This window comes from Rhizobium sp. NPDC090275, from assembly GCF_044772225.1.
Classification (GTDB): Bacteria; Pseudomonadota; Alphaproteobacteria; order Rhizobiales; family Rhizobiaceae; genus Rhizobium.
In genome coordinates, this window is the sequence record NZ_JBIVYL010000002.1 from 586,042 (window position 1) to 603,665 (window position 17,624).

General features: G+C 61.8%; 13 protein-coding genes and 1 tRNA gene. 13 read left to right on the forward strand and 1 reads right to left on the reverse strand.

The window, feature by feature from the left end; all coding sequences use genetic code 11:
* The first annotated feature begins 66 nt into the window (after positions 1-66).
* From ACIQUB_RS07255 to ACIQUB_RS07305, 11 genes are all read left to right on the forward strand, one after another.
* Positions 67-696 (forward strand): hypothetical protein, encoded by a 630-nt coding sequence (locus ACIQUB_RS07255; RefSeq protein WP_402929070.1) that lies wholly within the window; start codon positions 67-69, stop codon positions 694-696.
* Positions 696-2,726, forward strand: a complete 2,031-nt coding sequence (locus ACIQUB_RS07260; RefSeq protein WP_402929072.1) for a hypothetical protein — start codon at positions 696-698, stop codon at positions 2,724-2,726. Before ACIQUB_RS07255 ends, ACIQUB_RS07260 begins: the two co-directional genes overlap by 1 nt.
* 9 nt (positions 2,727-2,735) lie before the next feature.
* Positions 2,736-3,311 (forward strand): hypothetical protein, encoded by a 576-nt coding sequence (locus ACIQUB_RS07265; RefSeq protein WP_402929073.1) that lies wholly within the window; start codon positions 2,736-2,738, stop codon positions 3,309-3,311.
* The gene (locus ACIQUB_RS07270) at positions 3,311-6,172 is read left to right on the forward strand and encodes a hypothetical protein (protein WP_402929075.1); all 2,862 of its coding nucleotides are present in this window, start codon (positions 3,311-3,313) and stop codon (positions 6,170-6,172) included. Before ACIQUB_RS07265 ends, ACIQUB_RS07270 begins: the two co-directional genes overlap by 1 nt.
* Positions 6,173-6,254: 82 nt before the next feature.
* Positions 6,255-6,530: a hypothetical protein gene (locus ACIQUB_RS07275; protein WP_402929077.1), complete on the forward strand. Its 276-nt coding sequence runs from the start codon at positions 6,255-6,257 to the stop codon at positions 6,528-6,530.
* Positions 6,531-6,585: 55 nt separating this feature from the next.
* A complete protein-coding gene (locus ACIQUB_RS07280; protein ID WP_402929078.1) occupies positions 6,586-11,646 on the forward strand; it encodes an LPD38 domain-containing protein in 5,061 nt (1,686 codons plus the stop codon).
* A 63-nt stretch (positions 11,647-11,709) separates the two neighbouring features.
* Positions 11,710-13,077 carry a hypothetical protein gene (locus ACIQUB_RS07285; RefSeq protein WP_402929079.1) on the forward strand — a complete coding sequence of 456 codons (1,368 nt, stop codon included), beginning with the start codon at positions 11,710-11,712 and terminating at the stop codon, positions 13,075-13,077.
* On the forward strand, positions 13,077-13,631 hold the full coding sequence (locus ACIQUB_RS07290) for a hypothetical protein (RefSeq protein ID WP_402929081.1): 555 nt from the start codon (positions 13,077-13,079) through the stop codon (positions 13,629-13,631). The genes ACIQUB_RS07285 and ACIQUB_RS07290 overlap by 1 nt, the downstream gene beginning before the upstream one ends.
* Before the next feature lie 50 nt (positions 13,632-13,681).
* On the forward strand, positions 13,682-14,548 hold the full coding sequence (locus ACIQUB_RS07295; protein WP_402929083.1) for a hypothetical protein: 867 nt from the start codon (positions 13,682-13,684) through the stop codon (positions 14,546-14,548).
* Positions 14,545-14,829 carry a hypothetical protein gene (locus ACIQUB_RS07300; RefSeq protein WP_402929085.1) on the forward strand — a complete coding sequence of 95 codons (285 nt, stop codon included), beginning with the start codon at positions 14,545-14,547 and terminating at the stop codon, positions 14,827-14,829. The genes ACIQUB_RS07295 and ACIQUB_RS07300 overlap by 4 nt, the downstream gene beginning before the upstream one ends.
* Before the next feature lie 189 nt (positions 14,830-15,018).
* Positions 15,019-15,357: a hypothetical protein gene (locus tag ACIQUB_RS07305; RefSeq protein WP_402929087.1), complete on the forward strand. Its 339-nt coding sequence runs from the start codon at positions 15,019-15,021 to the stop codon at positions 15,355-15,357.
* Between the two features lie 72 nt (positions 15,358-15,429).
* Here ACIQUB_RS07305 and ACIQUB_RS07310 read toward each other — a convergent pair.
* A tRNA-Lys gene (locus ACIQUB_RS07310) sits at positions 15,430-15,505 on the reverse strand.
* A 367-nt stretch (positions 15,506-15,872) separates the two neighbouring features.
* Here ACIQUB_RS07310 and ACIQUB_RS07315 point away from each other — a divergent pair.
* Together ACIQUB_RS07315 and ACIQUB_RS07320 are read left to right on the forward strand one after the other, a co-directional pair.
* Positions 15,873-16,079, forward strand: a complete 207-nt coding sequence (locus ACIQUB_RS07315; protein ID WP_113200237.1) for a hypothetical protein — start codon at positions 15,873-15,875, stop codon at positions 16,077-16,079.
* Between the two features lie 227 nt (positions 16,080-16,306).
* Positions 16,307-17,620, forward strand: coding sequence for an efflux RND transporter periplasmic adaptor subunit (locus ACIQUB_RS07320; protein ID WP_113235795.1), 1,314 nt, complete (start codon positions 16,307-16,309; stop codon positions 17,618-17,620).
* Positions 17,621-17,624: the final 4 nt, after the last annotated feature.

The following is a 17,624-nucleotide window of genomic DNA, read 5'->3' on the forward strand; positions in this document are numbered from 1 at the left end:
TTTCTGCCGCCTTGCCGTCGCCAGTGTCACGCCCTGGCGGCGGCTTGCTGTTTTTAGGAGCCGCCCGTGTCCCTTCTTTCCGTCATCGATATCGTCAACACGGCCTGCGCGCGCATCGGCGAGGATCCTGTCGAGAGCCTGACCGACGACCTAGGCGGCGGCCAGAGCGCTTCGCTCATCTACGACGAGACGGTCGATTTCAATCTCGGCCTGCAGCCTTCCGGGTTTTCTTTCGCGCGCGAGGTCCGCCAGCTTTCCAAGCTTACCGACGCCGAGCCGCTCACCGGTTATGCGCACGTCTATGACATTCCCGGCGCCTACACCGGTTTGCCCGTCTTCTTGAGCGACGATGCCACCGACCCTGATTGCCGCTTCACCCGCTACATTTTGACGGGCGGCCAGGTGCACTCTGACGCGGATCCGCTCTTCGCCATGGTGAAATTTCGGCCTGATCCTAATCGTTGGACTGGGACATTCAAGACGGCCACGATCACGGCTCTTGCGGGGAAGCTCGCGTATGCCATCGCTTCGAACCGGGGCGCCTATAGCGATTTTATGCAGGAAGCCTACGGCACACCAAGCGAGGGTTTTCGTGGTGGCCAGATGCGCGTTGCCTTGTCCGAGGACGGTTTCGCCAATCCGCCGCGCCGCGTCCAGGTCGACAGAAATCCGCTCACCAATGCCTGGAGGTCGTGATGGTTTCCAGTCCTGGGCGCCCGCAATCCGCTTTCACCGCCGGCGAGCTCTCGGAGCTCCTCGAGGAGCGTACCACGCTCAAATATTTTTCGACCGGGTTGAAGTATGCGGAAAATATCACGATCTCGGTCCAGGGAGGCTTTCGTCTGCGGGAAGGCCTCCGGCTGATCGGTGACCTGCCGGCGAACGCTGAGCGCATTATCCCCTTTGATGCGTCAAACGGGACATACTACGACCTGGTCTTTGCCGGTGACAATTGCCAGGCTTGGAACGCGACGGCTAACACGGCGACCTTTGCGATCGCTGGCCTGTCGGCCTACGTTTCCGATATGACGGCAGCGCAGCGTCTCGACACTTTGCTGCTCTTTCACCAGAGCCTGCAGTCGAAGCGTGTCAGGCTGACGGGGACGGGGTGGACGGTCGACAACCTGCCCTATGAAAAGCTGCCGACATACGACTATGGCGCCGCGTACACCAACGGCGTCTCGGCGCAGTGGCGGTTGGAAATGATCGGTTTGACGTCTGGGTCGACCATCTTCGTGCTGACGGTTTCGGGCCAGGAGACGCAGTCGATCGGCTATACGACCGACACGACAGCCCTTGCTGCTGCCATTTATGCCGCACTCACGAACTTGCCAAATGTTTCGCCGGGTTTTGCCGTTGGCATCCCCGTTCTAGGCACGATCGTCATCACCTTCAGCGGCGCCGGAAACGAAGGCGATGGATGGGCTGTCTCTGGCCGCATCGTCAACAAAGCCGACGCCGCCATCCTTTCTGTAAAACAAACCGTCGGCGTCGCCCCTGGCGAGCCGGTGATATCAGCGGCCAAGGGATGGCCACAGTGCGGCTGCTTCTACAATCAGCGCCTCATCGTCGGCGGGTTCAAATCGTTGCCGAACGCGTGGATGGCGTCGAAGTCGGCCGATTATTTCAATTACGATGACCGCTTCACAGAGGCCAACGGACCATTTCTCGTGCCGATGGACATCGCCGGTGGCGAGCAGATCGAGGCGATCGTGCCATCGCTGAATTTGCTGCTCTTCACCACGCAGGCGGAATACTGGATCGCCGAGCGAGCAATCTCGAAGACCGAGGCGCCGAACCACGTCCAGGCGTCCAGGCACGGTATCCGGCGCGGCGTTCCGGTCGAAGAAAACGAGGGCGCGGCCATCTGGTGTCATGCCAATGGTGCAGCGATCGGCGAGCTCCGCTACACCGACGCCGAGGGGAACTTTGTCGCAACCGACATTTCGCTGCTGGCGCCGCATCTCCTCGAGGACGTCACCGACATGGCGGTGCGCAGGGCCACGAACAAGGGCGACGGAAACCTTCATGCGATCATCCGCGCGGATGGCCAGGCGCGCCTGGTCACCATGTTGCGTGAACAAGAGGTGACCGCCTACGCCCGCATGGTTGCCGATGGGGCCTTCAAGGCCGTGGCCCGCAACGGTCGCAACGAGCTTTCCTTCATCATGGAGCGATCCGGCGCCCGGTCGCTCGAGCGGATGGAATACGACTTGCTCCTCGATGAGGCGATCGACTTCACCTACGGCGTCGCACAAAAGGTCGTTGCCGGCCTCAGCCGCTTCAATGGCCGTGAGGTTTGGGCGATCGGCGATCGAAATGTGTTCGGCCCCTATACCGTCGCCGGCGGCCAGATCTCGCTTCCGGTCGCCGTGTCGGCCGCGACCGTCGGGACCTGGCGACCGCCGATCGTTTCCACGCTGCCGCCACCACGCGACGTCGGGCCGAACACCGTGTTGAAGCGCAAGGCCCGGATCCACACCGTGCATATTTCCGTCATCGATACCACGAGCCTGGCGATCTCGACGAATGGCGGCCGCCTTCACGAGGTCGACCTGCATCGCTTCGGCGTCCAGGCCGATATTCCGGAGCTCGACCAGGGCGTGACACGCTCGATCAAAATCTCTGGTCTTCGCGGTTACGCCGACGCGCCCTTCCTCACTATCTCCCAAACTCGGCCCGGTAGACTGAACGTGAGGGCGATTACCGTCGAGGCTGCACTTTAGGGGGTCTCCATGGCAACAGTTGCGCTCGCCGCAATCGGTAAGGTTTTTGCAGGTCTGGGTTTGAGTGGGGCCGCTAGCGCCGGCGCCGGTGCCGCCGCGACTGCGGCGACGGCTACAGCTGGCACGGCTGCGGTCGGCTCTGGAGCGCTTGGCGTTCTTTCAGGTGTTTCCACGCTTTTGAAGGTCGTTGGCACGATTGGTGCCGGCCGGGCCGCTGCGGCCGAAAGCCGGCAGCTAGCCGACCAGGCCGATCTTTCAGCCAACCAGGAGCAGCTTGCCGGAGAGCAGCGCAAGACGAAAATGACGCGCGAGCTCGCGCGCGTCCTGGGTAATAACGATGTTGCATACGCAGCGGCAGGCATCGATCTCACGCAGGGTGTCGCGGCCAGTAATGCGGCCTCGGCCAAGGCGCGCGCGGCCGACGAGATCTCGATCGACCAGCAGGACACGGATTTCAAGCGATCGATGTATCGGATGCGCGCGTCGAACCTGCGCGATCGCGCGCGGTCGCAAAAGGGTGGCGCCATGCTGTCCGCTCTTGGCGATGTCGCCGGCTTTGGCATAGATCTGGCATCGAGGGGCTAATGGTCAACCGTTCTACTCGTAACCCTGGCGCGCTTGCCCGTTTCGACGCAAGCGGCCAGATCTCCACCGACGTTCCATCCTATGCGGTCAACACCGGCCAGGCCTCGGCCGCGCTCGCCGATGTTGCAGGTAGCCTGGCGGGAACGCTTGGCAAGCTCGCCGATCGCGCCGCTAAGCGTGAAGGGGAAATGGCTGGTCTTTCTGCGGGGCAGCAAGCGGGCGCGGCCTATCTTCAGTCCCAGCAGATCGGTATCGAGGCAGGCGCGGTGGCCGGAACCGGTCCTTGGATCGAGCAGGCGAAAGCGATCCTCCGTCGCGAGGAGGGCTTCAGCGACAAGACCTATTATGACGTCAACGCGCACCGCGCCGGCTATGGCTCCGATACGACGGTGACAGCCGATGGCAAGGTCGTGAAAATCTCCCAGGGCATGAAGGTCTCGAGAGAGGATGCTGAGCGCGACCTCGATTACCGCCTGACGAAGCGTGAAGGCCTGCAAGTGCAGAAGCAGCTGGGCGAAACCTGGGCGACCCTGCCGGATGGCGCCAAGGCCGTGCTTTCATCGGTGGGCTACAACTATGGTTCGCTTCCCAAAAACGTCGTCGCTGCGGCAAAGACCGGAGACCTGTCGGCGCTTGCTGCCGCCGTTGGCGGGCTGTCCGCGAACAAGGGTCGGCGAGCGCGTGAGGCCGCGCTCATCCTTGCATCTGCCAGAGGCGCGACATCGCCGGCTCCTGCAGGCGAGCCGGACGGCCTGGTCGAAAAGGGCAACATAGATCTTGCCAAGCGTCCGCAGGTGGAAAATCCGGATGGCTCGATCAGCACGGTGCGATCGATGTCCTTTGAGGAAGATGGGCGCGAGGTCCTGGTGCCGACCGTTTCGCCAGATGGGAAGATCCTGAGCGACGAGGACGCGATCAGCCTTTATCGACGCACGGGCCAGCACCTCGGAAAGTTTAGCTCGGCCGCGCAGGCAACATCTTACGCGGAGAGCCTGCACAACGCCCAGGCTGCATTCTATGGCGTCGACCAGCGAAAAACCGGCAGCGTGAAAGCGCCGGCAGTCGCTGCAGCGCAGCCGCTTTCGACAGCGCCTCTTGCGTTGCGTCGCGACGGCACAATTCGCGGTGAAGCTTACGATGATGCTGCGTTGGCCAGCTGGGGCTGGCGTATGCAGGAGGGCGTTAGCAACGACCTCCTGGCAGCTCAGCAAGAGTTTCAGGACGACCCGGCTGGCTTCGCCGGCGCGGCCGCACAGATCCGGCAGAGGTACGTCCAAGATCTCGGCGATCCCCAGGCAAAGGAGATGTTCGAGAGAAGCTTCGTCGACCGGTCGCAGGCCTATGCGCGCAATGTCGCGGCCAACCATGAGAAGAAGCTCCGCGAAGAACAGGTCGCATCGTTCGGCGCAGGGCTCGATGCGCGCCAGGTCGACATCGAGCGCCAGGCGCAGCTGCTCGGCGCCAATCCCGATGGCGACAAGATCATCGGCGACCAGGTCCGCACCGTCCAGGCGTCGATCGACGGAGCGGTTGCGGCCGGGACGATCACCGCCCTGCAGGGCGAAAAGCAGAAACAAGAGCTCGCCGAGACGGCCGCGCGCGGTCGCATTCAGGGTGTCTATGATGCGCTAGCGACGCCGGAGGCCAAGGAGCAGTTCTCGCTTTCTATCCTCGAGGACTGGAAAGACCAGAAGGGACCGCTCGCCGCGATGCCCTTTGCCAAGGTGAAGGCGATCTCGGATACGCTGCGTCGCGATGCTCGCGAACAGATCAATGCGAAATCGGCCGACAACAAGGTCGAGGCCGCTCGGCTTTCCTCGCTCATCGATGACGATGTCACCAGCATGACCGCCACCGGCAAGGGTGTGGATCCGTCGTCGACCGGGTTGACCCCGGATCATGTTCGCGCGGTCGTCGGCGAGGCTGGGCTGATCAAGTGGCAGGAAGCGCGCGAGCACGCCGGCAAAGTCTATGATGCGACGAGCGGCATGGAAACACAGTCGGCCGACGATATTGCGCAGCGCCTCGAGGTGATTGCACCTAAAGCCGGATCTGCAGGATACGCTGAGGATCTCGATGTATTTGAAAAGGCGCAGAAGCAGGCCTCGGCGGTTCTGAAGGCGCGGTCGCAGGATCCGGCCGCCGCCGTTGACAAGGCGTTTCCCAACGTCAAGGCACTTGCCGACCAGGTCGACCCGCAGGATCCATCGACAACGCAGGCTCTCGTTTCCGGTCGTCTGCAGGCGCAGAAGGCTCTCGGGATTTCGGATTTCGAGCAACAGCCGTTGACGAACGCCGAGGCGCTGCAGCTTGCGCGATCCGTTACCAGCCAGCGCGATCCCGGTCTCGCCTCGAAGGCAATGCTCGACCTGGTCGGACAAGTCGACAATACCTATGGGCCGCAGGCCGATCGCGTCCTGTCTCAGGTTTTGGCCGCCCAGGGCGTCGATAAGGAAATGGCCACGCTCGGCGCCGGCTATTTTCGGCGGCTGTCGCAGGGACAGAAGCCGACGAATGCGGATAAGCGCCAGGCGCAGGTTGCCAGCGAGACCGCCGCGTCTGAGGGGCGTGGAAAGTCGTTTACTGCGACTGGACCTTCTGGCGATCCTCTGCAGGCTTCGCAAAGCCCGGCCCGCGCTTCGACGAGTTCGGATTTTTACGGCGTTCCCAACTACCAGCAAATGCAGCGCCTGGTCGATCATCCGGAGTTGGCGCCGGCGTTTGATGAAAAGTTCGGGCCTGGTGCATCCACGCGGATCATTGGCCGCCCGGGAAATCTGTCTTACCAGACGCCGCAGGGCCTGGTGACGATCGCGCCTGACGGCACGCAAACGATCGAGCCGCAGCCTGGCCAGAAATAGCCCTTGTAAAGATGCGACCCCCGACTTCAATTACAACGACAAGCCTGTATAGGTTGAAGCGTGGAATCGATCGGGGGTCGTCATGAAGCGTGTCGTCGGATTATCTGTCTTGTGTGTCCTCGCGGGCTGCGTCTCGGCGCCCCAGGGTTATTGGCACCGCGTGAGTGATGGAAAGCGTGTCGATGCCGACCAAGTCCTCCTTGCTCAGTTTCAGCGCGATCGGGCGGTTTGCGACGGCGAGGCCGCGAAGGCGTCGCTTGCTTCGAATGAGAAGGTGCTTTCAGTCCACAATTATAATGTGAACCTGGTCTTCGACGGGTGCCTGGTCGGCAAGGGCTACGTTCGACAGCCGACGTAGTTGACCTGACAACCCGACTTTTATTCTGCAGCCTCCACAATTGCGAGGCTGCACCATGCCCAATCCCTTTGACGATCTCGACAATGACAACAGCGGCGTGCTGCAGGAAGCGCCTCGCCCTGGGTTGATCGATCGTTTCAAAACCAATTTCGAGGCGGGGAGCCGGCAGAACACTATTCTCGGCGCCACCTTCGACGCGGCGACCTCTGTCGGCCATGAGGATCGCCAGCGCTTCGATCGCCAATATGAGAGCTATCCAGAGTGGCAGGGGATCCTCGAGGGCGGCGCGGCGCTTGCTGGCCAGATCGGCGGGACGGCGGCCAGCCCTGAAAATTTCCTGCCGATCGGCCTCGGCGAAAAGATCCTGGTCGGCGGGAAAGTGGCGGTGACTGGCCTCTGGGCCAAGGTTTTCGCCGGCGCCGTCGACAGCGCCGCGTCGAACGCGATCGCCGATGCAGCTGTCCAGGGGATCGAGATCGCCGGCGACAACCGGGAAAGTTTCGACCCGGTTCAATATGCGACCAGCGTCCTACTGGGCGGTATCGTCGGCGGTATTGGTGGCGCGGCCGGAAAGGGCCTCGAGCGCTTGCGTGGCGGCAAGGCGGCGGCCGGCGAGATCCCGGCTAAATCCAATCCGTTCGACGACCTGGACGAAGCGGCCGCGCCGATCGCCAACGGCCCCGATGTCGCGGCGCAGGCCAAGCCGGATCCTGCTCCGGAGCCCGTCGTCGAGGCTGCTCCGAATCCCGTCGTTCAAGCGAAGCCAGCTGCGGCTGCTATCGACCAGGTGAGCGCCTCTCCTGCTCGAGCCGAAACTGCGGCTCCATCCGCGCCAGCCGAAACCGGAACGATCGGTGAAGTTCTGTCGGCAAAAGCTGCGGAGGTGCGTGGCACTTCGACGGAAGCTGCTCCTGCCAGCGGTGCAGAAACTGCCCATGCCGCTGGCGAAGGATCGGCGCCTGCTCCGGAGGCGAAAGACGCTGTACCGCTGAGCTTTGAGACGGAGCGTGGTTCAACCTACGAAGTCTCCGGCCCATCGACGACCAGGACGAAGGCTGCGCGCGATCTGCCTGGTCACGAGGGGGATGCGGGATTGAAAGATCCTTCCGAGTTGACAGTGTACGTCGACGAGAACGTGGGGGCCTTGAGTTCCGCAGGCCTGGAGGGTGTCGGCTCCAACGGGTCGCGGGTCGTGCTGAAGGATGGTAAAGCGACGCTCCTAACCTGGAATGAAAAGGCCGGCGCATGGGGATCGACAGAAAGCTCGCGTGACATTGTCTATCATTCTGAGCCTGCCGTTGGCCGCTATCCGCTCGAGCTCTGGAAGCAAAAGGACGATGTGCCTGGATACCAGGCTTATTCCTCGATGCATGCCGGCAATAAAATCGTCAAGGTGGGGCCCACTCTCGCGGAAACGCGCGGGGCAGCAAAAGACGTTGGCGATTTCCTGATGGCGCAGCCTGCGACCGGCCTGCAGGCTCAGCGGTCGCGAGGGGCGCCCAGCGCGGCCTCATCCCCAGCGCCACAAGCGGCCGGGCGTGTCCAGCGCGTGCGTGAGACAGCCGAAGCGCTCGCCAAGGCAATGAACATCACCGCGACCAGGCAGGGTCGGATCTCGGGTGGCAAGCGTGTTCTCGGCACCTTCGACACGAAAGATAGTGTCGTTCGCGTTCGGTCGCTCGACGACTTCGACACGTTAACCCACGAGTACGGCCACCACCTCGACGCCCATGTTCCCGACGTCAAGGCGTTCATCAAGCAGAATTCCAAGGTGCTATCGGCGCTCGACTATGATCCCAGCAAAGGGCGCGACTACGAAGGGTTCGCCGAGTTCTTTCGTCTCTGGGTCACCAACCGGCCATATGTCCAGATAAACATGCCGGCGCTCGCCGGTGATTTCGAGAAGCTGCTGCAGGCCAAGGCTCCGGATCTGGCGAAAGCGATCGACGACGCAACCGACGCCTGGGACGCGTTCTTGAAAGCGCCCTCGACCGTGGCCGTGCGGTCGACGATCGTTTCGGCGAAAAAGGGTGGCTGGTTTAACAACACCAGCAAGGAGCTGAAGAAATCCGGGTTCGGCGGCACGATCGCCGAGGTCCTGCAGCGCATCTATACTTTCAGCTTCGACGACCTCAATCCGATCAACCGGGCGGTCGGCTATCTCAAGGATCTGCACCTCGAAAACAAGGGCGTTGCGCTCGACCTCAATGTGTCGAGAGATCCGTACAAACTTGCCCGCATGTCGCGCGGCTCCTACGCTTCTGGGCACATGGACGTCATGTATGGCGTGGCGCCGTATCGTGGCATCAATCCGGAGAGCCCATCGCTTCGCGACGCGATCGTCGAGGCGACCGGCAAGCCGAACTCGCTATCCAAGTGGGATGACGAGAAGGTCGGCGAGTTTGGCGCCTATCTGTGGTCTAGGCGCGCGGTCGGCGAGTGGGAGCGGTATCGGAAAGGCGAGATCCCCAATCCGCCCGACAAGCTGACTGAGGCCGACCACCTCCAGAACATAAAGGATCTCGAGGCCGCCAATGCGAAATATCAATCGGCCGCGGCGAAGGTGCACGAGTTCGGCCGCGCGCTTTGGAAAAAGAAGCTGGATGCCGGCCTCATCGATCAGGAGACCTATGCGCGCGGTCTTCTGATCCAGGACTATGTGCCCGGTCTCCGCGACTTTTCGAACGATACCGACATGAAGGTCGGCGGCAACAAGCGCGCCGGCGGATCCACGAAGGGCGGTTTCGTCAAGCGCTTCAAAGGGTCGAAACGCGACGTCATCAATCCGCTCGAGAGCATGGCGGCCGACGCCTATGAGACTGCCATGACGATCGCCCGTAACGACGTTGTCAAGTCGCTCCATCGCCTGGCGCTCAATGCCGGGCCTGGCGGCGGCGCGATCGCCGAGCTCGTCCCCGCCAAGGAACTGAGAGCGAACATGGTCGACCCGCTCGAGGCGGTGCAGAACGCCGCGAAGAATGCCGGTCTCTCGGATGCTGATATCACGTTGCTGCGCGACGCCGTCGAGAGCGCTGTCGGTGAAGAGAAGGCGGCCGTGTTCCGGCCGGCGATGATCAACGAGAAGGGCGAACCGATCGTGTTTTTCCGCGACGGCGGCGACCTGAAGGCCTTGCGCCTGGCAGACGGAAAGTTCGGCCTCGACATGTATAAGTCGCTCACTGGCATGAGCCAGGTCGAAAGGAATTTCTGGCTCGAGCTCGTCGCCATGCCGGCCCGGTTGCTTCGCGCTGGCATCACCCTGTCGCCGGAATTCATCGCAGCCAACTTCGTCCGCGATCAGTTCATGGCCAGCATCTTTTACGGCAAGCCGTTCCAGCGCGTTGCGCGCACGCTGCAGGGCGCGACCGACGACCTGGTCGGTAGCGATGTCGCCAGATCGTATTCCCGCATGTTCGGGATATCCGGCGGCGCCGAAACCGCGTCGCTCTCCAAGGCCATGGCCGAGCGAGATCTAGCCGGCCTGCGCCATCGCGGCTGGGCCGCCAACCGTCTGACGTCGTTTCACGGGATCCTCGAGACGGCCGAGATCGCCGAGACGGCGACCCGCGTCGGGCTTTTCCGCACGTTCAAAGATGAGGCGAAAAAGCGGGGGCTCGACGATTACGAGGCCTTGTTCGAGGCGGCTTGGCGTGCGCGCGACTACATGGATTTCGATCGGCGCGGATCCGGCATGGCTGCGCTATCGAAGGTGACGCCGTTCCTCAATGCGTCCCTGCAGGGTCTCGACAAGGCGACCCGCCACATGATCGCGCCGCTTGCCCGCAAGGTCCTCGGCCAGGCCCAGGGTCCGGAGGACGCGGCGGCCGTCGCGCTCGCCGCGAAAACCTGGGCGCGGCTTTCCGTCCTGGTCGCCGGTTCCGTATCGCTCTACGCGCTGATGAGCCAGCACGAGGATCACGACGAGATCTCGGAGACGACCAGGGCGACACACTGGATGATCAAGTCGGGCGAGAAGTGGACCGCCATTCCTAAGCCGTTCGAGATGGCGATCGCCATCAATCTCGGCGAGGCCGTTTACGATAGCTGGATCCAGAAGGATCCGAAGGCAATGCAGCGGTGGCGCGATAGCTTGTTCATGACCGTCATGCCGCCGTCGGTCATTGAGAGCAATCCGGCGATCAAGAGCTATTTCGAACTCAAGGCGAACAACGACTTTTTCACCGGCGCGCCGATCGTGCCCGATCAGCTGCAGGGGATGGAGCCCTGGCTGCAGTACACGGCTCGCACCAGCGCGATCGCCAAGCAGCTCGGCTATATCTTCAACGAGCCGCCCGTGGTCATCGACCACCTGATCGTCGGCCACCTCGGATCCTGGGGGCGGAATGCGATCTCGCTTTATGACCTGGCGCAACCGGATGCGCCTGGCTTTGCCTGGGACGATGCGCCGATCGCGCGGCGCTTCATCAAGGACGCCGCCAAGGGATCGCAATCCGTCACCATGTTCTGGGACCAGGTGAGCGAGCGAGAGGGCAAGCTCGAGGGCCGCGTGAAAAGCTGGAAGGCCATGGCCGAGGCGGGCGACGCAGCGGGCGCGGCAGACTATTTCGCTAGCCTGCCGGCGATTGATAAAGCCTATGTCGCCGTCTCCTCGCTTGATGCTGATAGCCGGCGGCTGCATCCGCTCATTCGTGCTCGAGGCGGGATCCAGGCGATCAGCACCGTGCGACGTGAGCTGGCCAGCGGCAGGTTGACCGACGGCGACGGCAATCCGATTAAGGTCTCGCCGGCCGAGCGGACGGCGGCCGACGACATCCTATCCTCGCTAGCCATGGCCATGGCGCGTAACGGGCTGAAGACGACGGGCGTTGCGGGATGGGAGCAGCGCACTGAGATGGACGAAGATGGCTTCTATCGCGAGCTTGAGGCCGTCAATCCGGATCTAGCCCGTCGCCTCGGTGATGCTTTCGCCGACAAGAGGGTGTGGAAACTCGACGCAATCAAGGAAGCTTGGCCGGAACTGAAAGCGAGGGCGCTCGACGCTGGATCCGACGCCTTCACCGGCGACCTGGTCGCCGAGGTGAAGTCGGCCGGCCTGGCGCTCGATGGCGACAAGCGCAAACGCAAGAAGCGGCCGGAGCTCGTGCCGGACCAGTGAGCCTGGTTGACCCGATCTGCGAAATGACATCATCGCCCCATCTGTTAGAAGGGGCGATTTTTCATGAGCATTGTGTTCCCGATCGAGGAAGATGATCGCTACCGTCGTTATACGGCTAGCGCGGGGCAGAAGGCCTTTGCTGTTCCATTCCCCTTCCAGCAGAATGAGGACGTGGCGATCCTCCTGCAGACGGCGCCATCGGAATATACGGAATTCTCTCCGACCGCCTACGTTCTCGCGGGCGCCAACGACCCTTCCGGCGGCAGCTTCACGATGAACGTCGGCCGTACGGCCGGTGATGTCATCCTGGTCCTCGGCCGTGCCATCCTCGACCGCATGTCGTCGATCGTCACCAACGGCCGCTTCCGTTCCGAACTGATCGACGGCGAGCTCGACCGGATCCGCATCATCCAGCAGGAAATCGCGCGTGACAACGAGCGAGCTATGAAGGTCGATTATGGCGCGCCAGGCTATACGATTGCCAACGACCTGGCCGATGGCGAGCTCTTGATGAAGAGCGGGCAGCGTTTTGTTGCCGGGCCAGACGCCAGCGAAATCCAAAATGCCCAAGGATATGCGCAGGCTGCATCACTTTCTGAGATAGCTGCTGGCCTGTCTGCAAACGCGGCAGCGGGAAGCGCGGGCGCAGCTGCGGCCAGCGCCACACTCGCGCAAAAATGGGCGACAAACGCGGAGGACGCTGAAGTTGTGCCCGGATCTGGGCTCTTCTCCGCCTATCATTGGTACAGCAAGACGCTTGCCCTCTATAATAGCGTCGTCGCCGGATTAGCGGGAGCCATCCACGGGGCAACCGCCAAGACGGCTTTCGTAGCTGCAGACGAGCTTGGTTTCTGGGATAGCGTTTCCGGCGCTCTTCGCAAAATCACCCTTGCGAATTTCTGGGCGCAATCGAAATGGAAGTCCGTCAAGATCGGTGAATACTACTTCGTCAATACGGGCTTGGTTGGAGTTGATATTCCTCCGACCAGTGACCCTGAAGTCGTCTTCATCGAGCTCACGGCAGGCCTCACTGGAGCAGGTGGCTTCAACAACGGCAAGCTGACAACCGAAAGCGTCACTGGATCTGCCCCGCTTGTGGTTGCGACGGCCGTCATCTCTGTCGCGGGTTCGCCGATGAATGGGCAGACGATCAATTTGCTCAACACCGAGGGCCGAATTCTGCGACCGAGTGCGAGCCCTAACACGAAGCAGGACGATCAGCTGCAGGAACATGGTCACCGACAAATGCTCTCCTCGGCCGGGTCGCTGGGTGGGGCCCCGCAGTCGCCGACCGTTTCGACCGCAAACAATGGCGCGCAGCTGGACAGCAATATCACCCTTGTGGTCACCACGACGGGTGGCGCGGTTCGGACGGGTACGGAAACCCGCATGAAAAACATCGGCGTTAAAGCTTACATGAGGATCAAGTAATGCCCTGGGCGATAAACGGACAAGTTTCGACCGATCTCATCGTCGGCGGCGTCGCAATCACAGAAGAGCAGTACCAGCAAGCGATCGCTGGCATTGTCGAAGGGAAGGTCGTCGTGATCGATGGTGGATTTTCGGTAGTGGAGCCGCCGGAGGTCGAGGCCCCTGTCGAAGAGCCAACACTCGACGAAGTCAAGGCGGGTCTCAAATTCCAGATCGATGCGGCTGCTGAGAGCGAGCGCAGCCGCTACATCACGGCCGGCTCTGGGCAGGCGATGACCTATATGCAGAAGGCGTCCGAGGCGGCGCTTTACCTTGCTGATCCTAGCCAAGACGCGAGCTCATTCCCACTTTTGTCTGCCGAGGTCGGCATCACGGCCGACAGCCTCGGCGACGTGGCAAGCGTCGTCAACTCTGCGTACCTGCAGTGGCAGATAGTCGGCGCGGCTATCGAGGCGACCAGGCTCGCCGGCAAGGCAGCGGTTCAGGCGGCGACCGATGTCGAAGCAGCCAACGCTGCGGCCGGTGCGATCAGTTGGCCGGATCCAGGCGTTTGACCGCATCGGTCTAACCATAACCTTCAGGCTCCACCCACCAGGAGCCGACGATGTCATCGAAAACCATTCCTCTTGCCGTGCCCGCTGCCGCTATGCTGTTGCTCGATTTCATCGGCGACTACGAAGCGCCAGGCGGGTACAATGTCATTTATGGGAACAACCAGGGCAAGCTTCCGAAGCCGCTCACCGAGATGACGCTCGGCGACGTGATTGACGCGCAGCCGTCCTGGACGAAGCGTTTCAAATCGAGCGCAGCTGGCCGCTACCAGTTTATGCGGAACACACTGCAGGGGATCAGCCAGGAGGTTCGGACCCTGCGTGGTGACGTGCTATTCAACAAGGGCCTGCAGGATCGGCTCGGCTTCTATCTCCTTCTTCGCCGTGGCTATCAGGACTTCATCGACGGCAGGATCGGCGTCGCCGAGTTTGGAAAGCGCCTTGCCCAGGAGTGGGCAAGCTTCCCCGTGCTACAGGATTGCCAGGGAAACAGCCGCGCGGTCGCTCGCGGTCAAAGCTACTACGCCGGCGACGGACTGAATAAAGCACTGGTGGCGCCCGACCTGGTCGAGCGTACGCTGCGGCGTGTCCTGACCAAGGCCGCCGCAGCGCCTGTCGCGCGTCCGGATCCCGTCGCCGAGCAGGAGGATCAGATCTGGTCTCCGCAGACGCCGGCCAAGCCAGAGGCATCGAGCTCGGCCGCGCCCGCCAAGCCAAAAGCCGTTCGAAAGTCGGGCCGGTTCTGGACCTGGCTGACGACGGGCGGCGTGTCGCTGACGACGATCGCCGAAAAGGTCGGCCTGTTTCAGTTAGACTGGCGAGTGCAGATCTCGATCCTGCTCGTGGTCGTCGGCTTCGCTGTCTATGCGATTGCGACCATGCCGGCTGTTCGCAATGTCCTCGGGCTTGCACCGAAATGATCAGCAACCTCAAAGCCGCCGCCGCCGCGATCGGCGCCGCCATCGTTGCTGCGGCTCTGGTCTTTTCCTACGCCGAACTCGCGCTGGTGCCGGCGGCGCGCCTCGAGGGCGGGAAAGCCAAGATTGGCGAGATCGCGGCCGATGCCCAGGCGCAGGAAAATGAAAGGAAGAACGATGATGCCTACCTGCAGGACCGCAGCCGCTACGATCTTTGCGCTGAGTACCTCTCTTCTCGCAAGCTGCCAGTCGACGAGTGTGAAGGCCTGCGGGGGCTTCGTTAAGGCGAACCTTTCGCCGATCGGCGTGGCACAACTGCTCACCGTGGATCCGGAGGGCGGCCGGCGCGTTATAGGGAATGATCGCAATGGCCAGCGGCTTGGGCTCTGGGAATAACCTGGTCGCATTTGACTGGACCGCTGTCGCCCTAGGATCCGTCCTGGGGCGATTGGCATTTAAGGGTTAAGGTCAACATGACACCTGCAGATTTTTTCGATGCGCTGGGGATCAAGGCCAGTGTCATGTTTGCCGGGCTTTCCGGCGGCGCTCTGCGCGCGTTGTCGCGCCGGCGGTACTCGGCGAGGGAAATCATTGCTTCGCCCGTCTGTGGCGCGCTGGCGGCCGCGTATCTTACCGAGCCGGTGCTGCACTATCTGCACGCGATCAACTGGCCACTGCCGGAAGATTTCATGACGTCGATGAACGCAACGGCGTTCGTTGTCGGCGTCTCTGCGATGTGGATCGCGGATCTGATCTTCGATGCTGTCGCACGGTGGATCCGAGGCGGCGGACCGCCCGCCAACCCGGCTTAATCGACCGTGGGACTCGTGGGACTTTTTTTAGTCCCAAAAGTCCCACGAAAATTTGCTAAGTTATTGATTTTATGGTGAGAGCGCCGGGGTTCGAACCCGGGACCTACTGATTAAAAGTCAGTTGCTCTACCAGCTGAGCTACGCTCTCCCGTGTTCCGAAGCATCCCTCTAGGACCCCGGCTGGAAGTGCGCGGAACATATGCAGACGACCCATTGCGGTCAACTGAAAAATCCACCTTTCCTGTGCATTAGGCACATTTCTTGCGAGAGATCGAGAAGCAGGCGGGGGAATGCAGCGGGAAGGCCTGCGGCTTTCGGATTGGCGGTGGAAAGTGGGGATCCAAAGATTGAGACCGTCGCCTATTGTCGATGCCCCAGGTCGAATGAGCGCATCAAATGCACGAGCAGCAATAAAGTTCCCGAAAAATATTTAAGAAAATCAATTGGTTCAATCGCATTCGCGGCTTAACAAATCGATCCCTGACCCTAAATCTCCCTTATAGAAGGAGATGACCATGACCGACGTGATCGAACACACCAATAGCCGCAAGGTACTGCGTGGCCGTGCCTATAGTCTCACGGAGTTCTCGCGCAAATACAGGCTCGGCCAGGATGAAGCCGTTCGCCTGTTCGAGAAATTCGGCCCGTCCGCCACCGAACTCGATCTGCTGATGGCTGCCAAGCGCCGTCCGCCCGTCTCGCTGGAATCACTTGGCGCCTGATAGGCGCCATTCGCGCCGGGGGCAGAATCACGCGGGCAATCAACGCTCGCGTAAAGTGATGTGCGGCGTACGCCCTGCCACAAACTCGACTTTCATTACCAAGATTTCATTTCCATTTGACGTTGCTGCGTGCCAATGCGGTCAACTTGCTAATCCTGCGTTCAGCTTCAGATCGTTATTCCCGAAGCTGACAGTCGTATTGGCTGTATCTGACCGAGGCTGCCCGCATGAACGATATGACAACGCCCAATAAACCCCAGAGCACGAAGCCCCAGAGCACGGCAACCGCCGATCTCGCCGTTGTCCTCGCCGCCTCTCAGCAGAAGCAGAAGGGCCGGTGGTGGAAGCGCTCGTTGGTATCGCTGGTCGTGATAGCGGCGCTTGGGGGCGGATTGTATCTGTATTCGCGCCAAAGCGGCAGCGAGGTGAGCTATACGACGCAGCCGGTTAAGAACGGCGACCTGACTGTGCTTGTGACAGCCACCGGATCTGTGCAGCCGACGGAGCAGGTCGACATATCGAGCGAACTGTCAGGTACCGTTCGCGACGTCAACGTCGATTACAACAGCGAGGTGAAGGCCGGCGACGTGCTGGCAGTGCTCGACACCATCAAGGTCGAGGCCGACGTCAAGAGCACGCAGGCGAAGCTCGATTCGGCGAAGGCGAACGTCGTCAAGGCTACCGCGGATCTGGAGTCCGCTAAGAGCTCCTACGATCGCTACCGTAACCTCGTCCAAAGCAATGTGACGACGCAGCAGAGCCTCGAGGACGCGCGCTACAAGTACGATTCGGCTGTTGCCACCAAGGAGATCAACGAAGCGGCGGTGCTCTCGGCGGAAGCCGATCTGCAGCTCGCCCAGGTCAATCTCACCAAGTCCAAGATCGTCTCGCCGATCGATGGCGTCATTCTCACGCGCTCGGTCGATCCGGGCGCGACGGTCGCGGCTTCGCTGTCGGCGCCTGTTCTCTTCGTCATCGGCGGCGACCTCAGACAGATGGAGTTGCAGGTCGATGTCGACGAGGCCGATGTTGGCCAGATCGCGGTCGGTCAGAAAGCGACCTTCACGGTCGATGCATATCCGGATCGCACATTCCCCGCCGAGATCAAGCAGATCCGCTTTGCCTCTGAAACGACCAACAACGTCGTCACCTACAAGGCCATCCTCTCCGTCGACAACGCCGACCTGCTGTTGCGCCCGGGCATGACGGCAACCGCCGACGTCACAGTCGAAGCGGTCAAGAGCACGCTCATGGTGCCGAACGCTGCCTTGCGCTACGCGCCTCCGGCCACTGAAGCCAGGCGCAATCGGGGCCTGTTCGGCATGTTCGCTCCCCCACGCATGGGCCCTCGCGGCGGCAATCAGGGTGGCGGCGAGACCTTGACCGGTGCCAAGCGTCGGGTCTGGGTGCTGAGATCCGGCAAGCCATCGCCTGTCGTCATCCAGGTCGGTTCTTCCGATGGCCAGTTCACCCAGGTGACGTCAGGCGATCTCAAGGAAAACGAAGCGATCATCACCGATTCGACCGAGCGGTCGAGATAGCGGC

What these genes read in the sequence shown, in the direction of transcription:
- ACIQUB_RS07260 (WP_402929072.1), top strand. Translation starts at nt 696, where the DNA reads ATGGTTTCCAGTCCTGGGCGCCCGCAATCCGCTTTCACCGCCGGCGAG.
- ACIQUB_RS07265 (WP_402929073.1), top strand. Translation starts at nt 2,736, where the DNA reads ATGGCAACAGTTGCGCTCGCCGCAATCGGTAAGGTTTTTGCAGGTCTG.
- ACIQUB_RS07270 (WP_402929075.1), top strand. Translation starts at nt 3,311, where the DNA reads ATGGTCAACCGTTCTACTCGTAACCCTGGCGCGCTTGCCCGTTTCGAC.
- ACIQUB_RS07275 (WP_402929077.1), top strand. Translation starts at nt 6,255, where the DNA reads ATGAAGCGTGTCGTCGGATTATCTGTCTTGTGTGTCCTCGCGGGCTGC.
- ACIQUB_RS07280 (WP_402929078.1), top strand. Translation starts at nt 6,586, where the DNA reads ATGCCCAATCCCTTTGACGATCTCGACAATGACAACAGCGGCGTGCTG.
- ACIQUB_RS07285 (WP_402929079.1), top strand. Translation starts at nt 11,710, where the DNA reads ATGAGCATTGTGTTCCCGATCGAGGAAGATGATCGCTACCGTCGTTAT.
- ACIQUB_RS07290 (WP_402929081.1), top strand. Translation starts at nt 13,077, where the DNA reads ATGCCCTGGGCGATAAACGGACAAGTTTCGACCGATCTCATCGTCGGC.
- ACIQUB_RS07295 (WP_402929083.1), top strand. Translation starts at nt 13,682, where the DNA reads ATGTCATCGAAAACCATTCCTCTTGCCGTGCCCGCTGCCGCTATGCTG.
- ACIQUB_RS07300 (WP_402929085.1), top strand. Translation starts at nt 14,545, where the DNA reads ATGATCAGCAACCTCAAAGCCGCCGCCGCCGCGATCGGCGCCGCCATC.
- ACIQUB_RS07305 (WP_402929087.1), top strand. Translation starts at nt 15,019, where the DNA reads ATGACACCTGCAGATTTTTTCGATGCGCTGGGGATCAAGGCCAGTGTC.
- ACIQUB_RS07315 (WP_113200237.1), top strand. Translation starts at nt 15,873, where the DNA reads ATGACCGACGTGATCGAACACACCAATAGCCGCAAGGTACTGCGTGGC.
- ACIQUB_RS07320 (WP_113235795.1), top strand. Translation starts at nt 16,307, where the DNA reads ATGAACGATATGACAACGCCCAATAAACCCCAGAGCACGAAGCCCCAG.